We start from the raw sequence: 24,414 nt of genomic DNA, 5'->3' as shown, positions 1-24,414 counted from the left end.
AGTCGCTTGCGGGGGCTTGGTGCCATTCCCTCTCATCGCGTCCACCAGGCGGCGTGTTCTTCCGTAAAAGGTACCGTTCACCGGTGACCGTATCGGACGAGCTGCGGATTGCCGGTGTCAGAGTTTCTCGGCTTTTTGGAGTACCGGACCAGCTGGACGTGTCATTCGTTCCTATTCGGTCCGATCGCCCAGTTTCAGCCATCATCTTCGGCGAGAACGGCTCGGGAAAATCTTCCGTCGCCAAGGCCATAGAGTGGGCCACGCAAGACCGGATCAACCGCTCTTCCGTCCCCAAGCGCGCGCCGCGTTCCAGCCTGCTCAACGTGTCGAACAAAGACTCTTGCGATGGGTGGGCTGCCGTCATGTTGTCCGACGGCACCGAACTGCGGCGTCAGGCAACCTGGGATACGGAGAATGAAGCGTTTCATCTCAAGGGCTCACAGCCGCTCCCTGCGTTCACGCGGTCCCCCCTGGTGCTTACCCGCGCCGACGTGCTTTCGTTCATCACCAACCCACCGTCAGCGCGGGGCCGAGTCTTTCGTGACTACGCGCTCGGTGCACCCGGAAACAACGCAACTCCAAGCCCTGCACCGACCGTTGAAGTCGCCTACCTAGACCAAGAACTCCTCGACTTGAAGCGCCAGATCCGCGACGCCGCGATTCCTATCGCCGACCACCTTGGCCGCCCCCATCCATACGATCTGGAACAGGTCGCTGCAATGGTCGAGGACCTCTACAAGGGCGTAGCCCGAAAACAGCGGCACAGAATCCGCATCCCACGCCATCTTGAGTCGGCAGTGACCCGAATCGAGGAGTATCAGGAGCAGGCCAGCGAAGTGCGTAAGGCGCGCGGCAAGGCGCAACGCTTGGCCGAAGCCAGTGCGCCTCGCCGTATCTCTGAACTCAAGCAGACTCTGGTCAATATCGACGACTGGCTAACGGACGCATTTCGCGAGATCACGGGTTCCTCACACGTTGAGAGGATCCGCATCGACCTAGGGATTTCGAGCGTGTCAGCTCTCGATATCCGCATTGATACCGTGAATGGGGCGTCGTTCGGTGAGCGGATACTTAGTGAGGGCTACCAGGATCTCCTGGCAATGCTGTTCTTTCTCGCGACGGCACGGGTGACAACAACGCACGGGCAAGTACGTGTCCTGGTCCTCGACGACGTCCTGCAAAGCGTGGATGCCCATATCCGCGTCGCGTTGATGCAGTTCATTCTGCGCGAATTCAAGGAGTGGCAACTCATCGTCACCGTCCATGATCGACTGTGGCGGGAACAGCTACAAAAGCTCTTTCAAGACGCCGGGATGCCGCTTGTAGCCATCGAACTACACGGCTGGACCTTCGACGCAGGTTCACACGTGAGTCAGCCGCTCCGTGATCCCAGTGCCGCACTACGAACGGTGGCGAACACACGGGACCCCGCCGCCATATGCGCATTAGCCGGACGACTCCTTGAACAGATCTGCGACGTACTTAGCTGGACGATTCCCGTCCGTGTCCAACGGCGCCGCGACGACCGCTACACACTTGAGGATCTGTGGCCCGGTGTTAAATCGGCACTCCGGAACTCGTCAGCCGCACCATCCATTCAACAAGCTGAGGGCCACCGTCATCTCCGGAACCTAGTGGGCGCGCATCACAACGAGTGGGCTCAGACCGTAACGCTTAGCGAGGCCAATCGGTTCGCGACTGCCGTCCTCGACCTGTTCGGCCACACATGGTGCAGCGCCTGTACCGGGTGGGTTCAGCTTGCCGGGCAAGGCGTTTTGCGTTGCAGCTGCGGCGAAACCGAACTAACGCAAGTCAAAGTTAAGGCTTGATGCTCGTCCGCCCGATGCCCGATGGTTAGTTCGTGCACGGTCGCGTCTGGCGGTTCTGGCCTCGCCGAACCGTGCGCACCTAGCTAGAGCTTCCCTCCCCTCTTCGCGAAGACCCGCTGAGGGGTGGCTCTCCCCGCCGATACGGCTCTCCTGCCCTCTCCATTCTTTACCGTGGGGTCGTACATTCGTGGTGTTTGGGCCCAAGGGAAGTCACCAGGTTGAGGTCCCGAAGGAACGCGGGAGGAAAAATTGGCTAGGTCAGAGGCCACTGTCGAAGAGCTCGTCGGGATGATCGAACGCGGTGAACTCCGACTACCGGAGATGCAGCGCCAGTATGTCTGGAAGGCCCCGCGTATACGAGACCTGTTGGATTCTCTCTATCGGGACTATCCGTCGGGCGCCATCCTTCTCTGGGAGACAGAGGAAGACGTGCCCCTGCAGGCCTTCGCGATCGAACAGCAGAACAGCCCTTACTCGTCGCTGCGCTTACTGCTTGACGGACAGCAACGTTTGACGTCGTTGTCAGCTGTCATCAGAGGCGAACCCCTGACGGTCCGCGGCCGCAAGACACCCGTAGAGATCCTGTTCAACCTTGATCACCCCGACGAGATCATCGTGACGGAGGTCAACGAACAGTCCGCCGACGACGAAGTGGCTGACAACGAGACCGACGCTTCGACAGCCGAGCTTCAACGCAGGATCAACCGGATGACGTTCGTCGTTGGAACAAGGCAGATAGAGAGCTTGCCGCAATGGGTGCGGGTATCAGAAGTGTTCCGTACCAACGAGGATGCTCCCTTCCTTACCGCCGCGGGCATCGAGAACTTCGCGGACCCTCGCTACACGAAATACAGTCAGCGGCTGGCCAAGCTGCGAGGCATCCGCAAGTACATGTATCGGATGGACGTTCTTCCCCGGACGATGCGCTACGAAGAGGTCACCGAGATCTTCGTTCGAGTGAATTCACTTGGCGCCAAACTGCGCAGCTCCGACCTGGCCCTTGCGCAGATCACCTCCAAGTGGAAGGGGTCCCTTAAAGTATTCGACGACTTCACCGAACAGTGCCACCTCGCTGCTATGGGGTTCGACCGCTCGATCCATCTGAGGAACATGGTCGCTTTTGCGACAGGGCAGTGTCGGTTCCAAGCCGTCGGGCGGCTATCCGAGCAGGCATTACGGAAGTCCTGGGATGACAGCAAGCGCGGGATGGAGTTCGCGATGAACTTCGTACGCACTAACGCCGGCATCGAGAGTTCGGCGTTACTGGCCTCGCCTTCCATCCTTGTTGCAGTCGCGTACTTCTGCTCGGCACATGACTACCAACTGTCGGCTGACGATTCAGCAGGGCTGCGCAGATGGATCTTGTTGGCTAATGCCAAGGGCCGCTACTCCCGCGGGTCTAGTGAGACACTCCTCGACCAGGACCTCGCATTGATACGAGAAGGTCTCGGCCCTGAGGACCTTATCGACCGGTTGAGGCTGCAGGTAGGTCGCCTCGACATCACCCCGCTCGAAATGCGTGGTCTCGGCGCTGGAAGTTCACTGTTCAAAACAATGTACCTTGCCTTTAAACAGGCTGGGGCACGAGATTGGTTCTCCGACTTGATGATTTCCCTCGACCACTCAGGAGCGCAGGACTCTCTGCAGTTCCACCACATCTTTCCAAGGTCGCTTCTCAAGGGCACCCATGCCACCCGGACAATCGACGACATCGCCAACCTCGCGTTCATCGCCGGCCGCTCCAACCGAAAGATCCACAACCAAGATCCCGGTATCTACCTCCCCGAACTGATCGCCCGTGGCGGCCTGGTGGCACTTGAAACACAATGCGTCCCAACCGACGAGTCTCTCTTCAACCTCAGCAAGTACGAAGAATTTCTGACTATCCGCAGAGAGACGCTCGCTGACCGCCTCAATCAGTTTCTGCAAGTCGACGGCCCGAGCCAAACAGCGTCGGGTTCGGACCCATTCGCACGTGACCTCAATGACCAGATCGAACAGATCGAACTAGCACTGCGTGAACAAGTCGGTGCCGCATTGCCCAATGGACTCGACGACCTTCCTGGCCACGTGGCCGACAAACTCCAAACCCATGCCCGCAACGCGATTCGAAAGTGCCCCAGTGCGCGCGACGAGCTAAACACCCTGGCTGGTCGCCTTAAGTACAGCGACTTTCGGGATCTTCAGGACATCATCACTAGCAAGCCGCTGTGGGGGTACTTCGAACCTACTTTTGGCTCCAAAGAGATTCTCAACATCCGATGCGGCCAACTAGCAGAGATGCGAAATGCCATCCGCCACAGTCGATCGTTGACGGGAATCATCCTCCGGGAGGGCGAAGCCGCGTGTATGTGGTTCCGCCAAACGCTCGGACTTCAGTGACTGTTTGCAACCAATGAATCTGCTGTTAACGGCGTTTCACGTTCCCGTAGACGGACTCGGCCCAACTGTGAAGTCGGCTATTTGCCAGCTCAATCATTCGTAGCCGAAGCGGTGCCCTGTGCCGGTTACGCTCGGTGACGGTGTAGCGCCAACCGTGCTGAGCTTTAGTTAGATTTGGTCGACGGTCTGCGGACGTAGTCTCTGCTTCGTACGTGCAGTGCTCACCGGTTGTTGCAGTGGAGTGCTCGAGGTGGTGCGGGGCGAGCATGTACCGCAGTGGAGCTGGGACACCGCGATTCCCGGGGTGGGCTACCAGGCTTACGAACTGGGCCAGCAGGGCAGCGCTGACGCTCGCTGACAGGACCCCGACGTTCTGGCCTGCAGGTGGCTCTTTGCCGGCGCGGGCAATGTAAACGGGGTCGTCGAGGAGGCCCTGCATGTCACGACTGACCTCGCCGAGGTCGAGTTGCCCTAAACAGACCATGCAGGGACGAGTCGGCACGAGCGTGTGGGCGCGCCAGATCGCGCTTCGGAGCCGGCCATCCCGGAAGGTGTCGATCGCGATACCGCCGTCGATGACAGGGATGAGATCGGTGTAAGCCATTAGGTTCAGCACTGCCCTCGGCCAGGGTCTGTCTACACAGGAGAAGATCACGTCGTAGTCCAGCGCCGCTTGCAGCCCGTCAGGGTCGCTGATGCTGGTCTCATGCATGGCCGGTTTGAACTCTCCAGCTGTGGCTGCTGCGACCATCAGTCGCTCAGCGACATCGACTTTGGCGCGCCCGAGGGCGGCGTCGAGTCTCGTCGCGCCGATCATTCGGTCTAGGTTCTTATGCTCGACGCCGTCGAAGTCCATCACACCGACGTCGAGGAGGCCGGTCGCCGCCAGTCGCTGGGCAACGTCAATGCCGACGCTCCCTACTCCGACGACCAGAACTCGCAAGCGGGCAATCGACGCCTGCATGGGTTCACCCCACGCTGAGATGGTGCGCTCCTGCGAGCGAGTTGGTCGCGGGGCTCGACGCTGATCATCATTCCAAGTGACGATGAGCTTGTCGGAGACGCACCGCACGGACTCAACCCAGTGTGAGCGGCTGCCATCCCACCAGAACCGTGCCGACCAGCTCTCGTCGTGGCCAGCCAGCGTCATACCAAGCAACGGCATCTTCGTGTATGCGCGCGCCACACGCTCGTAGTCGGATTCGGTGTCGCGATCAAGATGACTGAGGTCCTGCCAACCGCTGCTTCGTGGGTGTGAGTGCAGCAAGACCAGGCCCTCGCCTCGCGCGCGGGCCTCGGCAGCCGCGCGCAGCACGTAGGTGCTGGTGAATGAGGCGGTTCCGTGGAGTAGCCGCTCCCCGTCTTGCGGGAAGATCGGACGCCTGAGCACTGCGGTCTTTCGCTGTACCCCCGTTGACCACGCATAGGTGGCAGCGAGGACGTCTTCTTGCCCGTCGGGTCGGAGCAGGTGCTGACACATCGCAGCGTGTGTTTCACCGGTCATGGAAACCGAGTACCGCGTCACTTCTGCCCCTGCAGGTCGAAGGTGTCCTGGTCGTGGTGTCAGCGCTAGGCCGCGGGCGCGATTGCGAGGGACAGCAGCCCTCTCACGTGGCGCACCCATGCCATCGCCGGTGGTACCGACATGTCGGTGAATGCGAACTCTCGCGAGTGCCGTAGCCACCCGGGCGGACAGTCAGTGGCATCGGTGTTCGTTGTTTCGAACACGATGTCGGCAGGAAGGTGCACCCAGTGCGGGGGCACCTGTGGCCAATTCTGCACCTCGGCCAGGCTCACACCCGTCGGCACCATTTGGCCTGCGAGTGCACCGCCGACCGCGAGGACCTCATACATCAAACGCCCGGGCTCAGCCCGTACCGGTACTCCCGCGGCGCTGAAGTCGTCGGCGAAGCGGCGAGCCGGCGTGCCGGGCGGCGGTAGGTCGGTCATGCGACGGGACCTGCACGCTTCGCGGTGACGAATTCGTCGCCGTCGATGATCTTGATCAGTTGATCACCCGTGAAGGTCTCGGGTCCGGTGGCTCCGTTGACGCGGGCCAGGTCGTAGCCGGTCGGATCGACACCAGCTAGCCGTAGCAGCGCGGCGGCGGTCTGGTCGTCGTCCCAGCTGTTGAACTGCTGGCCATCGACGCTGAAGTGGACCCTGCGTCGACTGCGGAACGACTGGTTGTTCCGCAGGTCGATGATTTGCTTGTCTTTGATACGCGTCTCGACGCCATGCTTATCGATGACAAACAGGTCATAGCTCTTAGGGTCACGACCGGCAATGCGGAGCAGAGACGCGGCATCCTGGTCGTCATCGTTAGTCCAGTATTCGTTGTCGTCGATGCTGATCTGCAGCGCGGTCATTTCCTTGCTCCTCTGTTGGTAGGGCAGTTGCCACCGATCAACCGACGTGCGCCTCACCCACGCCAGCCAACCGAGGTTGTACGATTCCCATATACCTACACGGTATATGGGAACTGCTACACCTCAAAGGTACATCAAAATGATCTTGAGTCAATGTTGGTGAGCTTCGCCAGCGCCGAGCTGGCCTTGCTGTGCAACTCAGAAGCAGCCCTAACGGACCGATGGGGTCCCACCCTGGCCGCAAGGATCGGCCGGCGCCTGCTCGATCTTTCTGCCATCACAGCGGTATCGATCAACGTGATCCCCGGTACCCGGCTCGGTCCGGTCGATGACGGTGTCGCCGCGATCAACTTCTCCAACGAGTTTTCGATCAGAGGCATCGTGACGACTCACCCAGGTGCAGATGACCACATACTGATCACTAGTCTCGAAGTACACGGGAGTGACCGCCATGAGCACAACTAAGAGCCATCCCTTCAGTCCTGATTACATCAGTCCCCCTGGGGACACTCTCCGAGACCGCCTGGCAGAACTGAATCTGTCCCAATCGGAATTGGCAGTGCGAGCAGGGTTCTCGACCAAGCATGTGAACCAGATCATGCAAGGCCTCGCTCCTATCACACCTGAGACGGCACTGGCACTTGAACGCATTACTGGAATGCCAGCACGATTCTGGAATCGGCGCGAATCCGACTACCGCGAAGGAATTCTTCGAGCTGAGGCTCAGAAACTGAACGCAGACGGCGAAGCCTGGCTGTCTTCGCTCCCCATAAACGAACTGCAGAAACGAAGATTTCTTCCAACTACAACGGATCGCGGCCGCCTTTTCGATGCCGCACTTACGTTTTTCGGCGTCGCAAACGTTGACGCATTTCATCGGATATGGCGTGGACCTGTCGCGTCATTTCGCCGCTCACAGGCGTTTAGCAGCCAATCCGGTGCCGTCATTGCTTGGCTTCGAATCGCGCAGATCTCGGCGCGGTCAGTCGAAGCCAGCGACTTCTCAGCACCCGCGTTCCGCAAGGCTCTGCGGGCCGTGCGTTCCTTGACACTCGCCGGAGATCCTAACGATCTTGTCGAAATATGCGCGTCAGCTGGCGTTGTCGTCGTATTCGTTCCAGAAGTTAAAGGTTGTCGGATGCACGGAGCCACGTGGTGGGCTGCGCCAAACCGGGCAGTCATTGCGCTCAGCGATCGATTTAAGAAAGACGACCATTTTTGGTTCACTTTCTTTCACGAAGCAGCACACGTACTCCTACATTCAAAAAAAGAGACCTTCATTGACGACGGATCCGAGGATGACGCCCTTGAAGATGAGGCTAACAAATTTGCGAGAGACTTCCTTATTCCACCTGAAAAGGCTCCCGAACTGCGCTGGTTGAAGACAGATGCGCAGGTAAAGAGATTCGCGACCGATATCGGCATTGCGCCCGGAATCGTCGTCGGACGGATGCACCACGACAAAATCTGGGGCTACAATTTAGGCCACAAACTGAAGAGGACTCTCAGAATCGTCGACGACGCTTAACCCTACTTAGAAGCGATACAAACTGCCAACGAAGCTCATCCCTTAGACGCGAGCGATCCAAATTCCGCGCGGAAGCTCGCCACGTCTGTTTGCACTTCACTTTCCGGCCCTTGCTGGTAGCTCACTAAGCGGACATGGTCGCCTTCTGTCCGGTTATAGAAGTAGGTCGTGTACTTAGCGTCGCGTGGAGCCGCGCGAAGTTGGACAAACTGTCCGAGTCGCAGTGGTGACTGCGACTCGTCTCTCGACAGATATAGCGCGCCCTTGACCATTGGCTCGCCCACGATAAAGTTCTGCGCTCGGAACGGCGAACGGGTGCCAACCGCGACCTCTGCCTTCTGCACGTACCCATCGTCTGTGCGGTCAGCGCTGCCTGCACGGACGAGAAGGAGCTGCGTCCACACGTTCCCGAGGAGTTGCCGAAGGTCGGTGAGATCCGCGATGAGGGACGCGACTTGCGCTCGCCATTCGTCGTCGGACGTGTAGCCCGCGTGTCCGCTCCACCGATTCCGCTTGCTGTTCAGCTCTTTGAACTTCTTCACGACTTCTTTGGATACTAGCCTCTCGATCCCCGTCTGACTGAGGTCGCCGAACGCGTTGCGGACGCGGGCAACGTCGTCGGGGTCGTTTCGCTCGAGCGAGTCGCGAAGGTGTTTCGACGTTTTCTCGACGATGACGACCCAGGTTCCGAACGAGGCCCGCTCAATGCCCAAATGTTGTTCTCGCAGCGTCTGGGCGATCGAAGCTTCCACATCCCTGCTGCCGACCGGATCGCAGCGGATCGCCGAAAGAAGCACCGTGGCGTGGAAAGCGACGATAGCTTCCCACGCGTGCAGGTACGCACGCTGCTGTTCGCCCGGTGAATTGGCCGTTTCGGCAGTCCAAAGCGCCGAAGCGATTGGAAAAGGCAACTGGTCAAGCCAAGTGTTCAGCGTCTCCTCGAAAGCGCTCGCGATTCTGTTCACCACGTCGGCAGCGCTTTCGGGGGTTACCCAGATGCTCTCTCGTCGACGGCTCAGCTCAGCGTGATAGGAGCCGAGCTTCTCGTCCGCCGACGCTAGTGCGACCTGGGTACTGCGCGCCGGCACGGGGACAATGAGCTCGTCGGCCCAACGCATTAACGATCTTGGGTCGGACCTCAGCGCCTTCGGGTGGGTTCCAGAACTACTCGCTTCAATCGCATGGAGCCGACTAGAGACACCTTGCTCTGAATTCAGCCATGCCGCAATGAAACTCGGAACAACCAGGTCAGCGTCCAAACGTACTGAGAGCACCCGGCCGGAGGTCCCCGTACTAGCTGCGTCCGTGGAGACCATGGCGTTGTGAGTCGTTGGAATGAAGACCGATCCTGCATCGGCAGCGGTGGAGGCCCTGACTGCTACGGGCTCCGCGATGAGGAGTTGGCTCAGACGCCTGCTGGTCCACCCCTTTACCTTCAAGTCCTTCAGGAGATCGCGTGAATCATCCCCGAAGAATGGGCTGGGGTCGAGATCGATGATGCTGCTCGGTGCCGTGTCGATGGAAATGCCCGAGTCCGCCCCGTAGCGAGATTCCAGAAACTGCCCGTCGATCGCTGTGTTGTTATACGTCGTGAGACGCCATGTGAGTGGGTGGTCCTCGCGGCAGTGTCGTGAGAGCAAGGCTTCCCTGCGAATGAGCTGTTCCACCCGGATGGTGCGATTCCGGGGTCCCGGCCTTCGGGTCCGGAGGACAAATTCGAGTTCGTCGAATGCCGACACTGGCATCGAGCGGTGGCGACGCTCCGTCATGAAGAACTGCGTCTGCAGGTCAGCGATCGCAGCCATACCTCGTCCAGCTCTGTCGGTGCTGTTCGTGAAGGTCAGGAGGTACAGAGTGATGGCCGTGTTCGGTGCTAGCCCCTCAGGCAGCCGTGTGATTGACTCAAGCAGCCCTGCATCGACGATCCTCTGTCGAACGGCTCCGGTGGCCCCTCCTGCGCTTAACGCGCTGGGAGCGACCAGAGCCGCGACGCGCCCGCCGCCCTGTTCGGCCGACCGCAATTTCTCCAACGCCAAAGAGATGAAGAGCCAAGTGCTGTCGGACTGTTGCGGTAATCCGAAGCCGAACGCGCCCGAGTTTCGGCGCGATTCCACAGCCACAGCTACGTTCGCCCAGCTCATGCCCCACGGCGCATCTACGATCACCAGATCGGCCTCGAAACCCTCGAATAGGTCGTTCGCGAGGGTGTCTCCGGCGGCGAGTTCAGCATCAGGGAGGGCTTCGAAGCGCCGTCTGCCGGCAAGCACCGAGTCCGGGTGCATGTCTTGACCTCGGTATCGGACCTGCATTCCGGCCGATTGAAGCGCATTGGCGAGCAGGAAACCCGCGAACCCGGATCCCGCTGCCGGATCCCAGATGTTGACAGAGGTGATGTTTGAGTTCAACCGGCTGAGACACCCCACCGCGAGTGCCTGTGCCAACGACAAACTGGTCGTCTGCTCCGAGCGCAATGAGTCACGATCGCACTCGGAATCTGATGCAATCTTGGGCCCTTCAAAAATGCCCTGAAGGGCGGGGTGCGGATTCCTCAAGCCAGCCCCACCTTGTCATCCTGGTCCACGACGACTTGATAGAACCACTTAGCGATATCCGAGATCAGGTGCGACCGCCCAGGCGCGTTGGTGAAGAAATAGTCGCTCATCTTCTCGTGTGCGCCTTGATTGTCAGCGACCGCACCGGTGACGGCGTCATCGAAATCGGGTGATTCGACGAACTGCTTGGGGGTGTTTACCTTGGCCTGCTGCACTAGCGAGGCGTCGTTGAGGAGTGTCCGCAGTAGTGCTTCGAGGAACGACACTTTCTGCGACTCCGTGAACTCCTCGGATCCGAACAGTTCGTTGAGCCGGTCGAGGACCTGTTGGAAGGCGACCATCTTCGGGTCGCGCTTCTCACCGGAGCCGGCTGCGGTCATGCCGGACAGCCCGACTCGCATGCCGAGGCCGATGTCGATGCGCCCCCGGTCGACCTGCTTGACCTTCTTCAGCACGACGTCGGACAGGTCGATCGGCGCGGTGTAGTTGTCGGGCTGGATGACCCGCTCCAGGTTCCGCAGGTAGATTTGTTTCTTCTCCAGCGCCGGGTCACCGTAATCGATGATCTGCGACATGAAGTCATAGAGGCGCACGAACGAGCCGACGTCCTTGCGGAACATGTCCAGTTCGGCCAGCGCCGCCTTGTCGCCTTCGCCGCCGTTGTGAATCAGCGCAGCCTGGTAGCGCTCGGCGAACCGTTTCTTGCCGGGGTCGATCGCCGCGGCGAGCGCGTTGTTGCCCTTGCTCTTGACGTAAGCCTCAGCGCACTGGTCGATCTCGGCTTGGGTGTAGATGGCGGATGTGTCGAGTTTCGCGGCGAGGTCGTGGACCAGGTTGGGGTCGGTCTCGGTTTCCAGGAACGCATCGGTGTAGTAGGGCTCGAACGCTTTGCGGATCTCCTCGGGTTCGTTGACGAAGTCGACGACCTGGGTCATCGCCGCGGTCTTCTGCACACCTGAGGGAGTGCGGTAGGTGCGGTTGAGCCGAGACAGGGTCTGAACTGTTGTGACGCCGGCGAGGATCCGGTCGACGTACATGGCACACAGCAGCGGTTGGTCGAACCCGGTCTGGAATTTGTTGGCGACGATCATGATCTTGTACTGATCGCCCTTGAACGCGGTGCGCAGATCCCGGACGCCGGGGTTCATGTTGTTTTCGGTAAAGTCGTCGGGTCCGGACTCGGGATCGTGGACGGTTCCGGAGAATGCGACCAATGTGCCATAGCCGTATCCCTTTTCGGCGATGAACTTGTCGATCGCGCGCTTGTACCGCACCGCCGCCTTGCGCGAGTCGGTGACGACCATGGCCTTGGCGTGCCCGTCGAGCAGGGCGGCGACGTTTTCACGGAAGTGTTCGACGATGATCGCCGATTTCTGGGCGATGGTCTGCGGGTTGAGTTTGACCCAGCGCATTACCTCTTTGGTGGCCTGGGCCTGGTCCACTTCGTCACCGCCGCCGGCGTTCTGCCCGATCTGGAACGCGAGCTTGAACGAGTGGTAGCCGGTGAGGACATCGAGGATGTAGCCCTCCTCGATGGCCTGCTTCATCGTGTAGACGTGGAACGGCACCGGAGCCTCGTTCGGAGTCGGCCTGCACCCGAATAGTTCCAGGGTCTTGGCTTTCGGGGTGGCGGTGAACGCGAAGTACGAGATGTTGGCGGACTCCGCGCGTTCGGTGGCCTCGGCAGCGAGAACAGCTTCGACGTCGATTTCCCCGCCGTTGTTGATCTCGTCGATTTCTTCGGCGGTCAGCACGGCTTTGAGCTTTGAGGCAACCTGTCCGGATTGCGAGGAGTGGGCCTCGTCGGCGATGACCGCGAACGTCTTGCCCTTGAGGCCCTTGTTCTTTCGGATCTCGTCCATCGCGAACGGGAATGTTTGGATGGTGACGACGATGATCAGCTTGCCGTCGATCAGTGCCTTGGCCAAGGCGCCCGATTTCGCCCCCTCAGCGCGGTCGATAGCGACGACGATACCCTGGTCGTTGTCGATCTGCTTGATCGCGTCCTGCAACTGGGCATCCAGCACGTTGCGGTCAGTGACGACGATGACAGAATCGAACACCTTCTGGTTATTGACCTGCAGGCGCGCCATCCGGTGCGCTGCCCAGGCGATGGAATCGGTCTTGCCCGACCCGGCCGAGTGCTGGATCAGATACCGCTTCCCGACACCTTCGGCGGTGACCGCGGTGGTGAGTTCGGTGACGGCTTCCCACTGGTGAAACCGCGGGAACCGCAGCGACGACGATTTGGTGCTCTTGCCGCTGATCGGGTCGGTAGAGGACTCGTGCTTGATGTACATCAGTCGGCCGAGAATGTTCAGCCAGGCATCCCGCTGCAGAACCCGCTCCCAAAGATACGCCGTACGGGACCCGTTGGGGTTGAGTGGGTTCCCGGCCCCGCCCTCTTCGGTTCCGCGGTTGAACGGTAGGAAGTGCGTCTTGTCACCCGCGAGCTTGGTGGTCATCCACACTTCGTCGTTGGACACCGCGAAATGCACCAAGGCGCGGGCACCGGAGGCGAACAGCGGCTGGGCCGCCCCGGTGGCGGGATCCTTCGGCAGGCGCGAGGTCTTGTACTGGGTGATCGCGTCGAAGACAGTCTGGGTGAAGTCTGTTTTCAGTTCGACGGTCGCGACCGGCAGACCGTTAGCGAAGAACACCAGATCCACGCTGCGCTGATCAGCCGTAGAGAAGTGCACCTGCCGCATCACCCGCACCCGCACCGCCGCGTAGTCGGCGTTGCGCTTCTCGTTGAGCGTCGACTCCGGTTTGAACACGCACATCTGGAACTTCGCCGACAGGTGCGAGAACCCCTTGCGCAGAAGATTCAGGGTGCCGCCACCGTTGTCCATCGGGGTGTCAAGGACTTTCACCAGCCGGTCTAGCAGCTGTTCCTGCTCCTTGACTATGTTGCCGCCGGGCTTGACAACCTTCGCCAACTGCTCGGGCTGGGTATCGGCCAGCCAGCCCAGCACGTCCTCGGGGAACAGAGCACGTTCGCGGTCGTAGCCGGTGTCGCTCGGCGAGTACAACCAGCCGTGCGCGGCGAGGTGCTCGGCCAGCTCCTTCTCGAACTCGATCTCGTTGTGCTGCGCCATAGTCAGGCCGCCTTGTGAAGGTCGAGTTGACCGGTGACCGCTGCGGTGATCAAAGCGGCACGACGTTCCCGCGACAGCTCGATGAACTGCTCGGTTTCGACGATCAGGCGATCGATCTTGGCAGTCTGTTCATCGAGGTATGCAACGATGCGGTGTTGCTCGTCTGGGTCGCAAACGGGAACGCGTAGCGCGCGGAGTTTTTCAGCAGTCAAGTGAGAGATCGTTGACTTGTTGCAGACGATGTCTATGACTCCCATGTCGCGGTAAGTCCGAATGACGTAGCCGAGCCAGGCTGAGGAACTCCTGCTGTGTGGTCGAAGTCGATTCACGGTCTTCTGAAAGGACCAGCCAGGCATGTCATCGGTCAACACAACATTGGTACCGACTGCTCCGCCTTCAGCGACGAGAAGGTCTCCAGCCAGAAGGTTCAGCTCCGTTGCCTCCTGTGTCGAATACGGCATCATCTTTACGTCGTCTAGACGCAGGCCCGCATCTTGAATGTTGCCTGCGCGGACGTAAGGCAGGCACTCGTCACCGTCTCGCACGTTTCTGCCCGCATCGAGCATTTTCCCCAGTGTGACCGAGAAGTGACGACCTATGGCCGTTAGGCGTTCCTCCGGCCGCGGGTCCAACGGATTGATCCCGCCGAGCACGGCGTTGCGGATCACGTCGGTGCGACGGCCCTGCAGCATCTCGATCAGGCGCCGCTGTTCGGCGATGAGCCTGTCGATCCGGGCCGTCTCCCGGTCGAGGAAGTTGGCGATGGCGTGCTGCTCCCATCCGTCCGGTATCGGGATGGGCACAGCTGCCAGCTTCTCGGCCGTTAGGTGGGGCATCGACACAACATTGCAATAGCGCTCGATGAAGCCCGATGCGCGAAGTGCGATCAGGTAATAGGCGATAAACCGGCCGTCCGAGTCACCCCGTGGACGCAGCCGGTTTATTGAGTTCTGGAAACCCCACCCGTCAAGCCCCTGGCTAAGGTAGGCGGCGCGCCCGTAACCACCGACTCCGCCCTCGACTACTACCACATCACCGCGGCGAAGAGTCAGATCGTTCAGTTCGCTTCTCCGGAACCACATTTGCTTCGGCTCCAGCATCAAGACTCCATCGGGCTGCACGTTCGCCGCGCGCATGTAGTTGGCCAACACGTCATCACCGGAGTCGTTCGACTGCAACATTTTGCCAAGGGTCACCTCGGCGACATTCTTGATCTGACCCACGAGCCAGCGATCGGTGACAGCCAGTGGCGATGTCACCCCTCCACCTCCCGTAGCAGCTCCATGATCTTGGCGACCTGCTTCTCAACCTCGGCGTCGATCTCGGCGAGTGGCCGGGGTGGGATGTACTTGTAGAAGTGCCGGGTGAACGGAATCTCGTAGCCCACCTTGGTCTTTGCGGTGTCGATCCACGCGTCGGGAACGTGCGGCAGGACCTCGGCAGCGAAATACTCCTTGATGGTCGCTGCCTGATCTACCTCGCCGTCCGTGTTTCCCCCGTAAGCGAATGGCACATTTTCGGTGTCACGCTTCTTCGGGTCTGCCTTCGACTTTCCCTTGCGGTCGGTGACGGGTTTGCCTACCTCGTCGAGCAGTGGGCGCTCGACGGTGACCGTCCAATAGCCGAAGTCGTTGGCGGTGAACACTTTCGAATAGTTATGGTCCGCCTCATCGAACGCGTCGTACAGCGCCACGATCTTGTTCCGGGCAGCTTCGTCGAGTTCACGACTCTTCGCGCCGAGACTCTTCCTCATCTTCGTCCAGAACGACGTCGCGTCGATCAGCTGGATTTTCCCCTGACGCTCGGGACGTTTGGTGTTGTCGAGGATCCAAATGTAGGTGGCGATGCCGGTGTTGAAGAACATGTTTGTCGGCAGCGCAATGATCGCCTCCACGAGATCGGACTCGAGAAGCCACTGCCGGATCTTCGAGGGTCCGGATTCGGCAGCGCCACTGAACAACGGCGAGCCGTTGAGGACGATTCCGGCGCGGCCGCCGCCGTCATAAGCGGGCCGCATCTTGGATGCCAGGTGGCAAAGGAACAGCATCTGCCCGTCTCCGATCGACGGAAGGCCGTGCGAGAAGCGCGAGTTCTGCCCGAGAGCTTCCTTCTCAACAGCATCCTTGGACGCCTTCCAGTCCACCCCGTACGGCGGGTTTGACATACAGAAGTCGAAGGTGCGGTCGAAGAACAGGTCGTCGGCAAGAGTGTCGCCGAGGCGGATGTTTCCGGCATCCTGGCCCTTGGCGATCATGTCGGACTTGCAGATCGCATACGACTGGTCGTTGATCTCCTGGCCGTACAGCCGCAGCCGTGCATCGGGATTGCGTTCCAGGAGTCGTTCCTCGGCGACGGACAGCATGCCGCCGGTGCCGGCGGTCGGGTCGTAGATGGTGCGCACGGTGCCGGGTTCCAGCAGTGCCGCGTTGTCCTCGGCGAACAGCAGGTCCACCATCAGTCGGATCGCATCGCGGGGGGTGTAATGCTCGCCGGCCTCCTCGTTGGAGGCCTCGGCGAACTTGTAGATCAGGTGCTCGAACAGATCACCCATCTCGGCGTTGGACACCAGGTCGGGGTGCAGGTCCACCTCGGCGAACTGAGAGGTCACCAGGTAGAGCCGGCTCTTCTCGTCCAAAGTTGCCAGCTCGTTCTCGAACTTGAACCGCTCGAAGACATCGATGTTGGCCGAGAAGCCGGTGATGTAGTCAACCAGGTTCGCGCGCAGCCCCTCAGGATCCTCAAGAAGCAGCTTGAAGTCGAATGGACTGGTGTTGTAGAAACCGAGCCCGGTCTTTCGCTTCACCTGTACGTCCAGGGCACCGCCGGCGTACTTCTCCGCGAGCACCCGCACCTCGTCGCGGGTGGGTTCGAGGATGCAGTCCAGGCGCCGCAGGATCGTGAACGGCAGAATCACCCCGCCGTACTGGTGGGGCTTGTAAACCCCGCGCAGCTGATCGGCGATACCCCACACAAAATTGCCCAGCTTGCTCAAGTGCGGATTCCCCCAAATGTGTCGAACTGCCGATACGGAGTAACGCTTGGAACGGTCCTCAGCATCTTCGCTTATGTGATCAACGGCCGTTCGCTTTCCCCTGACTCCTTATCGGTGCGCTCCTGGATACTCCGGTGTATGCGGGACACATGGTTGGAGCGGGACCTACCGGTATTGAAGGCTGCGGTGGAAGTCTTCGAACAGAATGGAGATCCAATGGAAGCGGACGACATCGCCGTTATCGCTGGAGTCGATGCCGAGACCGCGCAGCGTGCTCTGCGAGCCCTTAGTACTGAGCCGTTCTTCGCCAAAGGCCAAGAGACCGCTAACGGCGACATCCTGTGGGTCGGCAAGCCCACGAGTAAGGCTCTGCGTGTTGCAGGGCAATGGCCATCGCCAGAATCGCTCCTCGAAAGCTTGGTCAGCGCACTGGAGACCGCTGGCGAAGACGTTGACCGTGTGCCCGAAGATCGCAGCAAGATCAAACAGGTGGCGTTAGGCCTTCGAACTGCAGCGGCGCAGATCGCGATTGGCGCTTTGGGAGGCGCCGGCGGCAATCTACTTAGCGGTTAGTTGACACGCCCCGCGCAGTTACCAACTGGGGCAGTTCGGGGATTTGGTCAACCAGGTCCCCATAGCGGCCATTTCGAGCGAGCCACCCGGGACAACCCACAAACACAAAGGTCACGAACCATTTCTGGATCGTGACCTCTGTGCCTGCGGTTCAAAGAACCGCTCGCGGTGGGCGAAGGGGGACTTGAACCCCCACGTCCCGAAGGACACTGGCACCTGAAGCCAGCGCGTCTGCCATTCCGCCACTCGCCCAAAATGACCGGGGAAGACTAACACGCCCATGCCGTCAGATCCCAAACGCGAGCTCAGCGGCACCGGTGTGACCGATCTCTGCACACCCGCAGAGCAGGGCGCTGACCTGCCCGATTCTGATTCTCAGCGTTCGGATGGTGCCATTGTGCTGGCAGGGCCCGATACCATGCAGGTGGAAAAGCACAGGGTCGCGACACACGTACGTGGGTCAGCCCTGCGCACAACTGCGGGTACTACGAGAACAGGTAGGCGGTGACATGGGACTGGTGCAGCGTTTCGACCGCAAGCTCGAGTCCACGGTCGGCGATGCCTTCGCCCGAGTGTTCGGCGGGTCGATCGTGCCGCAGGAAGTCGAAGGGATGTTGCGCCGCGAAGCGGCCGACGGAGTGCGTTCGCTGCAGGGCGGACGACTTTTGGCCCCGAACGAATACGTCATTACCCTCAGTGAGCACGACTACCAGAAGGTGTCTGCCGACCGAGACCTGACGGCGGATGCCTTCGCCAAGCATCTGGGCGGCTACATCGGCGAACAAGGGTGGCAAACGTATGGTGACGTGGTTGTGCGCTTCGCACAGTCGTCGAACCTGCGCACCGGTCAGGTACGGGCGCGCGGGGTCGTCAACCCCGACGCAAGCCACGACATGCCTGCCGGCGCCGCACCCCCACCGCGCACCCCACAGCCAGCCCCGTCACAATCAGACCAGGCGTCTACCGCAGAACCAGGAGTACCACCGATGAGCGACAATCCCAGTTACCGCGGCAGTCAGGGTCAGGGCCAGGGGCAGCCCGGCGACGAGTACCAGGACGATCGTTACGGCCGTCCGCAGGACGAGGCCCGTGGCGCCGAGCAGCGCCCGCAGGAGCAGGGCGGCTACCCGCCCCGCGAGCCGAACTACCCGCCGCCGCGGCAGGGCTATCCCGACCAGGGCGGCTACCCGGACCAGGGCGGCTATCCCCCGTCGTACGACCAGCGTCCGCCGGCCGGCTACGGCCCGCCCTCGGGTGGCTACGACCCCGGCTACGGACGCGGCCCCGGCGGTCCCGGTGGATACGGTCCCGGCCCGCAGGGTGGTAATCCCTACGGCGCACCCAGCGGCGATTACGGACGCCAGCAGCCCCCCAACCGCGGCTACGACGAATACGGCCGCGGCTACCCCGATCAGGGCGGCTACGACCAGGGCTACCAGGGCCAGGGCTATGGGCGGCCCGGCCCCGATTACGGCCAGGGTCAGCCCGACTACGGACGTCAGGAAGGCCGCGGCTACCCCGACCAGGGCGGCTACGGCGAGCAGCCCCGCGGCGACTACGACTACGGCCAGAACTACGGTCAGCCGGAGTACGGCCAGCAGGACTACGGGCAGGACTACGGCCAGCAGGGCGGGTACGCCCAGGGTGGTTACGGACAGAGCGCACCGTCCGGGTACGCCGGTGGTGCCACCGTCACGCTTCAGCTCGACGACGGCAGCGGCCGCACCTACCAGCTGCGCGAAGGTGCCAACGTCGTCGGTCGTGGACAGGATGCCCAGTTCCGCCTGCCGGACACCGGTGTCTCCCGCCGGCACCTCGAGATCCGTTGGGACGGCCAGGTGGCTTTGCTGTCGGACCTCAACTCCACCAACGGCACGACGGTGAACAACGCACCGGTGCAGGAGTGGCAGCTCGCCGACGGCGACGTCATCCGGCTCGGCCACTCGGAGATCGTCGTCCGAGTTCACTGAGTTCCGGCCGACTCACGGAGCCGACACCCCGGGGCACTGCGGTGCGCTTCCCCCTCGTGTGGGTGGCTGCACAAGTATCGTGACGGTGCCGGGCGGGCACGGGTGAGACGGAAGGACGTCAGATGCAGGGACTAGTGCTGCAGCTGACGCGCGCCGGTTTCCTGCTGTTGCTGTGGCTGTTCATCTGGTCGGTGCTGCGTATCCTGCGCAACGACATCTACGCGCCCACCGGCGCGGTGATGGTGCGCCGGGGACTGGCTTTCCGGGGTGCGCTGCTGCCGTCACGGCAGCGCCGCACCACCGCGCGATACTTGGTGGTCACCGAGGGCGCGCTGGCGGGAACCCGGATCACGTTGGGGACGCAACCGGTGCTGATCGGGCGCGCTGACGATTCCACCCTGGTCCTGACCGACGACTACGCATCGACGCGCCATGCGCGTCTGTCCCAGCGGGGCTCGGAATGGTACGTCGAGGACTTAGGATCGACCAACGGTACATACCTTGACAGGGCGAAGGTGACGACGGCGGTACGAGTTCCGATGGGAACGCCGGTGCGAATCGGCAAGACGGCGATCGAGTTGCGCCCGTGACGTTGGTTCTGCGCTACGCCGCCCGCAGCGACCGCGGCCTCGTCCGCGCCAACAACGAGGACTCGGTCTACGCCGGGGCGCGCTTGCTGGCGCTGGCCGACGGTATGGGCGGGCATGCCGCCGGCGAGGTGGCCTCGCAGTTGGTGATCGCCGCGCTGGCTCACCTCGATGACGACGAACCCGGCGGCGACCTGCTGAGCAAACTCGACGCTGCGGTGCGCGACGGCAACTCCGCGATCGCCGCGCACGTCGAGATGGAACCCGAACTCGAAGGCATGGGCACCACGCTCACGGCAATCCTGTTCGCCGGCAACAGACTTGGTTTGGTCCACATCGGCGATTCCCGTGGCTACCTGCTGCGCGACGGTGAACTGACACAGATCACCAAAGACGACACCTTCGTCCAGACGCTGGTCGACGAGGGCCGGATCACCGCCGAGGAAGCCCACAGCCACCCGCAGCGCTCGCTCATCATGCGGGCGCTCACCGGACACGAGGTGGAGCCGACGCTGATCATGCGGGAGGCCCGCACCGGCGATCGTTACCTGCTGTGCTCGGACGGCCTGTCCGACCCGGTGAGTTTCGAGACCATCCAAGAGGCCCTGCAGATCGAGGATGTCACCGAGAGCGCCGACCGCCTCATCGAACTGGCGCTGCGCGGCGGCGGACCCGACAACGTCACCGTGGTGGTGGCCGACGTGGTGGACTACGACTACGGCCAGACCCAGCCGATCCTGGCCGGCGCGGTGTCGGGTCAGGACGACGACGCCCCCGCCCCGAACACCGCAGCCGGACGGGCTTCGGCCTTCAACCCGAAGCGCACCGCCGCCAAACGTGTTGTGCCCCAGCCGGAGCCGCCTGCCAAAAGACCACGTTCCCGACGCAAGCTGATTCTCGCCGTCACGGTGATCGTGCTGTTGGTACTGGCCGGTCTGGCGGTCACCCGGCAGATCATCCGCAGCAACTACTACGTCGCCGAATACGACGGCACCGTGTCGGTGATGCGGGGTATCCAGAGCTCGTTTCTGGGCATCCCCCTGCAGGAGCCCCATCTGCTGGGCTGCCTGAACGACCGGAACGAACTGTCGCAGATCGGCTACGGGCAGGCAGGCGACAACCTGAACTGCCGGCTGATGCAGCTGCAGGATCTACGGCCCTCCGAGCGCACGCAGGTCGCGGCGGGGTTACCCGGCGGATCGCTCGATGAGGCCATCGAGCAGCTGCGCGAACTCGCCCGGACCTCATTGCTGCCGCCCTGTGTGGTGCCCCGGGCCACCCCGGCACCATCCCCCACCGCCTCCCCTTCGCCGTCCCCGGCCGCACCGGCACCCGGAAACCCTTCCGCCACACCGGGTATCGGCCCTTCCCCGGCTCCCCAGGCGACGTCTGCCCGGCCGTCGCCGTCGCCCAGCCCCACCCCGACCTCGAGGCCGCCCGCCCCGCAGCAGGACGGCCCGGCGCCCAGCGGTAGCCCCGCTCCCCGGCTCCGCCGACACCGAGCGCTTCCCCCACACCCACGGCCACCCAGCTGCCCCCGGCACCGCCGAAGCCGGGCACCGATTGCCGGGCGGCGACGTGACCACCGCGCCTCAGTCGCCGGTTGCCGTCACTCCCCCACTTCCCAACCGGCGCAACGCGGAACTGCTGCTGCTGTGCTTCGCCACCGTGATCACCGCGGTGGCGCTGCTGATCGTGGAGGCCAATCAAGAGCAGGGCCTGTCGCTGGACCTGATCAGCTACACCATGGCCTACCTGGCGCTGTTCGCGGGCGCGCACCTGGCCATCCGCCGGTTCGCTCCCTACGCCGACCCGTTGCTGCTGCCGGTGGTGGCACTGCTCAACGGGCTGGGCCTGGTGATGATCCACCGCCTCGACCTGGCCATCGGCGCCGGCGAGGTGTCCACGGGCCCCAGTGCCAATCAGCAGGTGCTGTGGACGCTGGTCGGCGTTCTGGGTTTCTCGCTGGTGGTGATCTTCCTCAAGGACCACCGGCAGTTGTCGCGCTACGGATACGTCTGCGGTCTGGTGGGCGTGATCCTGCTGATCATCCCCGCCGTGCTGCCCTCCCGGTTCTCGGAGCAGAACGGCGCCAAGATCTGGATTCGCTTCCCGGGCTTCTCGATTCAGCCCGCCGAGTTCTCCAAGATCCTGTTGCTGGTGTTCTTCGCCGCGGTGCTGGTGGCCAAGCGTGACCTGTTCACCAGCGCGGGCAAGCACGTCCTCGGCATGGACCTGCCGCGGCCACGCGACCTGGCTCCGTTGCTGGCCGCGTGGATCGTCTCGATCGGCGTGATGATCTTCGAAAAGGACCTGGGCACCTCACTGCTGCTGTACGCGTCGTTTCTGGTGATGGTCTACATCGCCACCGACCGGCTGTCCTGGGTGATCATCGGGCTGTCGCTGTTTGCCGCGGGAAGTGTTGCGGCGTACTACCTTTTCGACCACGTGCGGGTGCGGGTGCAGAACTGGCTGGACCCGTTCGCCGACCCCGACGGCGCCGGCTACCAGATGGTGCAGTCGCTGTTCAGCTTCGCCACCGGAGGCATCTTCGGCACCGGGCTGGGCAACGGCCAACCCGGTACCGTGCCCGCGGCCTCCACCGACTTCATCATCGCCGCGGTGGGGGAGGAGCTGGGCCTGGTGGGGCTGGCCGGGGTGCTGATGCTCTACACCATCGTCATCATCCGCGGCCTGCGGACCGCGATCGCCGTTCGGGACAGTTTCGGCAAGCTGCTGGCCGCCGGGCTGGCCTGCACCCTGGGGATCCAGCTGTTCATCGTGGTCGGGGGAGTCACCAACCTGATCCCGCTGACCGGACTCACCACACCGTGGATGTCCTACGGCGGCTCGTCGCTGGTGGCCAATTACCTGCTGCTGGGCATCCTGGTCCGTATCTCGCACGCGGCCCGCCGCCCGATCATGAGTCCGGCCAGCCAGCAGCCCATCGCGGCGGCCAGCACCGAGGTGATCTCCAAGGCATGAACACCTCACTGCGACGCATCTCGGTGACGGTCATGGCGCTGATCGTCCTGCTACTGGCCAACGCCACCCTGACCCAGGTGTTCACCGCCGACGGGCTGCGCGCCGACCCCCGCAACCAGCGGGTGCTGCTCGACGAGTACTCCCGGCAGCGCGGCCAGATCTCCGCCGGCGGGCAACTGATGGCGTACTCGGTGTCCACCGACGGCCGGTACCGCTTCCTCCGGACGTATCCCAATCCCTTTGTCTACGCGCCCATCACAGGGTTCTACTCGCTGAGTTACTCCAGCACCGGACTCGAACGCGCCGAGGACACCGTGCTCAACGGCTCCGACCAACGGCTGTTCGGCCGGCGGCTGGCCGACTTCTTCACCGGACGCGATCCGCGCGGCGGCAACGTCGACACCACCATCGTGCCGCGGGTCCAACAAGCCGGCTGGGACGCCATGCAGCAGGGCTGCGGCGGACGGCCCTGCACCGGTGCCGTCGCCGCCATCGAACCGTCCACGGGGAAGATCCTGGCGTTGGTGTCCTCACCGTCGTTCGATCCCAACCTGCTGGCCTCCCACGACACGGCCAAGCAGAACCAGGCATGGGAGCAGCTGCGCGACGACCCCGGTTCACCGCTGACCAACCGCGCCATCTCCGAGCGCTACCCCCCGGGCTCCACCTTCAAGGTGATCACCACCGCCGCGGCGCTGCAGTCGGGTATCGACGTCGGTGACCAGTTCACCTCGCAGCCGTCCATCCCGCTGCCCGACAGCACCGCCACGCTGGAGAACTACGGCGGCACCCCGTGCGGGTCCGCGGCCACCGCGTCGCTGCAGGAAGCCTTCGCGCGGTCGTGCAACACCGCGTTCGTCCAACTGGGCCTGCGCCTCGGGTCGGAAGCCCTGCGCAACACCGCCTTGTCGTTCGGCCTGGACGAGCCGCCGCCGGCCATCCCGCTGCAGGTCGCCGAGTCCACCGTCGGCCCCATCACCGACCGGGCCGCTCTGGGTATGTCGAGCATCGGTCAGAAGGACGTCGCGATGACGCCGCTGCAGAACGCCGTCGTGGCCGCGAGCATCGCCAATGACGGTGTGACCATGCAGCCGTATCTGGTGGACAGCCTCAAGGGTCCCGATCTGGCCAACATCAGCACCACCGCCCCCACTCAGCAGCGGCGTGCGGTGTCGCCGCAGGTCGCGGCTAAACTGACAGATTTGATGGTCGCCGCCGAGCAGAACACACAGCAGAAAGGGGCGATTTCCGGCGTGCAGATCGCATCCAAGACCGGTACCGCTGAGCACGGTACCGACCCACGCAACACCCCGCCGCACGCGTGGTACATCGCCTTCGCCCCCGCGCAGGACCCCAAGGTCGCGGTCGCGGTGCTGGTGGAGAACGGTGGCGACCGGCTCGACGCGACAGGCGGAGCCGTCGCTGCGCCCATCGGTCGCGCCGTGATCGCCGCGGCATTGCAGGGAGGATCCTGATGAGCCCCCGAAGGCGACCCCGAGTGAGGATCGCAGCGAGGCGTCCGCTGAGGAAGAGGACCACTGCTTCGGAG

16 protein-coding genes, 1 tRNA gene and 1 pseudogene are annotated in these 24,414 nt (G+C 62.5%); 10 read left to right on the top strand and 8 right to left on the bottom strand.

Annotated features, from left to right (window positions below; translation table 11 throughout):
* Window positions 1-83 precede the first annotated feature (83 nt).
* Complete coding sequence (locus tag NL241_RS00230; protein ID WP_494396448.1) at window positions 84-1,829, top strand: AAA family ATPase; 1,746 nt, start codon at window positions 84-86, stop codon at window positions 1,827-1,829.
* Window positions 1,830-2,078: 249 nt separating this feature from the next.
* Window positions 2,079-4,211, top strand: coding sequence for a GmrSD restriction endonuclease domain-containing protein (locus NL241_RS00225; protein WP_494396447.1), 2,133 nt, complete (start codon window positions 2,079-2,081; stop codon window positions 4,209-4,211).
* 25 nt (window positions 4,212-4,236) lie between these two features.
* Here the strand turns inward: NL241_RS00225 and NL241_RS00220 are convergent, their stop codons facing one another.
* From NL241_RS00220 to NL241_RS00210, 3 genes are all read right to left on the bottom strand, one after another.
* A complete protein-coding gene (locus tag NL241_RS00220) occupies window positions 4,237-5,715 on the bottom strand; it encodes a ThiF family adenylyltransferase (RefSeq protein ID WP_494396446.1) in 1,479 nt (492 codons plus the stop codon).
* Between the two features lie 65 nt (window positions 5,716-5,780).
* On the bottom strand, window positions 5,781-6,161 hold the full coding sequence (locus tag NL241_RS00215; protein WP_494396445.1) for a hypothetical protein: 381 nt from the start codon (window positions 6,159-6,161) through the stop codon (window positions 5,781-5,783).
* Complete coding sequence (locus NL241_RS00210) at window positions 6,158-6,580, bottom strand: hypothetical protein (protein WP_494396444.1); 423 nt, start codon at window positions 6,578-6,580, stop codon at window positions 6,158-6,160. Before NL241_RS00210 ends, NL241_RS00215 begins: the two co-directional genes overlap by 4 nt.
* 159 nt (window positions 6,581-6,739) lie before the next feature.
* On the opposite strand from NL241_RS00210, the gene NL241_RS00205 reads away from it, so the two are divergent.
* Together NL241_RS00205 and NL241_RS00200 are read left to right on the top strand one after the other, a co-directional pair.
* A complete protein-coding gene (locus tag NL241_RS00205; protein WP_494396443.1) occupies window positions 6,740-7,045 on the top strand; it encodes a hypothetical protein in 306 nt (101 codons plus the stop codon).
* Window positions 7,032-8,108 (top strand): ImmA/IrrE family metallo-endopeptidase, encoded by a 1,077-nt coding sequence (locus NL241_RS00200; RefSeq protein ID WP_494396442.1) that lies wholly within the window; start codon window positions 7,032-7,034, stop codon window positions 8,106-8,108. Before NL241_RS00205 ends, NL241_RS00200 begins: the two co-directional genes overlap by 14 nt.
* Before the next feature lie 35 nt (window positions 8,109-8,143).
* On the opposite strand, the gene NL241_RS00195 is transcribed toward NL241_RS00200, so the two are convergent.
* Genes NL241_RS00195 through NL241_RS00180 form a run of 4 tightly spaced genes read right to left on the bottom strand, consistent with a single transcriptional unit; the run spans window position 8,144 to window position 16,750 of the window.
* Window positions 8,144-10,660, bottom strand: a complete 2,517-nt coding sequence (locus tag NL241_RS00195; RefSeq protein WP_494396441.1) for an HsdM family class I SAM-dependent methyltransferase — start codon at window positions 10,658-10,660, stop codon at window positions 8,144-8,146.
* A complete protein-coding gene (locus NL241_RS00190; protein WP_494396440.1) occupies window positions 10,657-13,758 on the bottom strand; it encodes a type I restriction endonuclease subunit R in 3,102 nt (1,033 codons plus the stop codon). Before NL241_RS00190 ends, NL241_RS00195 begins: the two co-directional genes overlap by 4 nt.
* A 2-nt stretch (window positions 13,759-13,760) precedes the next feature.
* Complete coding sequence (locus tag NL241_RS00185; protein ID WP_494396439.1) at window positions 13,761-15,017, bottom strand: restriction endonuclease subunit S; 1,257 nt, start codon at window positions 15,015-15,017, stop codon at window positions 13,761-13,763.
* Window positions 15,014-16,750: a type I restriction-modification system subunit M gene (locus tag NL241_RS00180; protein WP_494396438.1), complete on the bottom strand. Its 1,737-nt coding sequence runs from the start codon at window positions 16,748-16,750 to the stop codon at window positions 15,014-15,016. The genes NL241_RS00185 and NL241_RS00180 overlap by 4 nt, the downstream gene beginning before the upstream one ends.
* A 138-nt stretch (window positions 16,751-16,888) precedes the next feature.
* Between NL241_RS00180 and NL241_RS00175 the strand changes: the two genes are divergently transcribed.
* Window positions 16,889-17,323, top strand: coding sequence for a hypothetical protein (locus tag NL241_RS00175; RefSeq protein ID WP_494396437.1), 435 nt, complete (start codon window positions 16,889-16,891; stop codon window positions 17,321-17,323).
* Window positions 17,324-17,492: 169 nt separating this feature from the next.
* On the opposite strand, the gene NL241_RS00170 is transcribed toward NL241_RS00175, so the two are convergent.
* Window positions 17,493-17,575, bottom strand: a tRNA-Leu gene (locus NL241_RS00170).
* Between the two features lie 257 nt (window positions 17,576-17,832).
* Between NL241_RS00170 and NL241_RS00165 the strand changes: the two genes are divergently transcribed.
* The 5 genes and pseudogenes from NL241_RS00165 (at window position 17,833) to pbpA (ending at window position 24,340) form a co-directional block, all read left to right on the top strand.
* Window positions 17,833-19,293, top strand: a complete 1,461-nt coding sequence (locus NL241_RS00165; RefSeq protein ID WP_494396436.1) for an FHA domain-containing protein — start codon at window positions 17,833-17,835, stop codon at window positions 19,291-19,293.
* A 122-nt stretch (window positions 19,294-19,415) separates the two neighbouring features.
* Window positions 19,416-19,883, top strand: coding sequence for an FHA domain-containing protein FhaB/FipA (locus NL241_RS00160; protein WP_487692089.1), 468 nt, complete (start codon window positions 19,416-19,418; stop codon window positions 19,881-19,883).
* Window positions 19,880-21,462: pseudogene (locus tag NL241_RS00155) on the top strand (PP2C family protein-serine/threonine phosphatase). Before NL241_RS00160 ends, NL241_RS00155 begins: the two are co-directional and overlap by 4 nt.
* Window positions 21,459-22,865, top strand: coding sequence for a peptidoglycan glycosyltransferase RodA (locus tag NL241_RS00150; RefSeq protein WP_494396435.1), 1,407 nt, complete (start codon window positions 21,459-21,461; stop codon window positions 22,863-22,865). The pseudogene NL241_RS00155 and the gene NL241_RS00150 overlap by 4 nt, the downstream one beginning before the upstream one ends.
* Window positions 22,862-24,340 carry a D,D-transpeptidase PbpA gene (gene pbpA / locus NL241_RS00145; RefSeq protein ID WP_487692086.1) on the top strand — a complete coding sequence of 493 codons (1,479 nt, stop codon included), beginning with the start codon at window positions 22,862-22,864 and terminating at the stop codon, window positions 24,338-24,340. The genes NL241_RS00150 and pbpA overlap by 4 nt, the downstream gene beginning before the upstream one ends.
* Window positions 24,341-24,414 lie beyond the last annotated feature (74 nt).

Source organism: Mycolicibacterium sp. SMGY-1XX (assembly GCF_059132455.1).
The sequence above is the reverse complement of the archived record's forward strand: the minus strand, read 5'-3'. Positions and strand labels throughout refer to the sequence as shown.

Coding starts and splice junctions, on each gene's coding strand:
- NL241_RS00190 (WP_494396440.1), bottom strand. CDS start 13,758: ATGGCGCAGCACAACGAGATCGAGTTCGAGAAGGAGCTGGCCGAGCAC.
- NL241_RS00210 (WP_494396444.1), bottom strand. CDS start 6,580: ATGACCGCGCTGCAGATCAGCATCGACGACAACGAATACTGGACTAAC.
- NL241_RS00175 (WP_494396437.1), top strand. CDS start 16,889: ATGCGGGACACATGGTTGGAGCGGGACCTACCGGTATTGAAGGCTGCG.
- NL241_RS00220 (WP_494396446.1), bottom strand. CDS start 5,715: ATGACCGGTGAAACACACGCTGCGATGTGTCAGCACCTGCTCCGACCC.
- NL241_RS00200 (WP_494396442.1), top strand. CDS start 7,032: ATGAGCACAACTAAGAGCCATCCCTTCAGTCCTGATTACATCAGTCCC.
- pbpA (WP_487692086.1), top strand. CDS start 22,862: ATGAACACCTCACTGCGACGCATCTCGGTGACGGTCATGGCGCTGATC.
- NL241_RS00160 (WP_487692089.1), top strand. CDS start 19,416: ATGCAGGGACTAGTGCTGCAGCTGACGCGCGCCGGTTTCCTGCTGTTG.
- NL241_RS00215 (WP_494396445.1), bottom strand. CDS start 6,161: ATGACCGACCTACCGCCGCCCGGCACGCCGGCTCGCCGCTTCGCCGAC.
- NL241_RS00165 (WP_494396436.1), top strand. CDS start 17,833: ATGGGACTGGTGCAGCGTTTCGACCGCAAGCTCGAGTCCACGGTCGGC.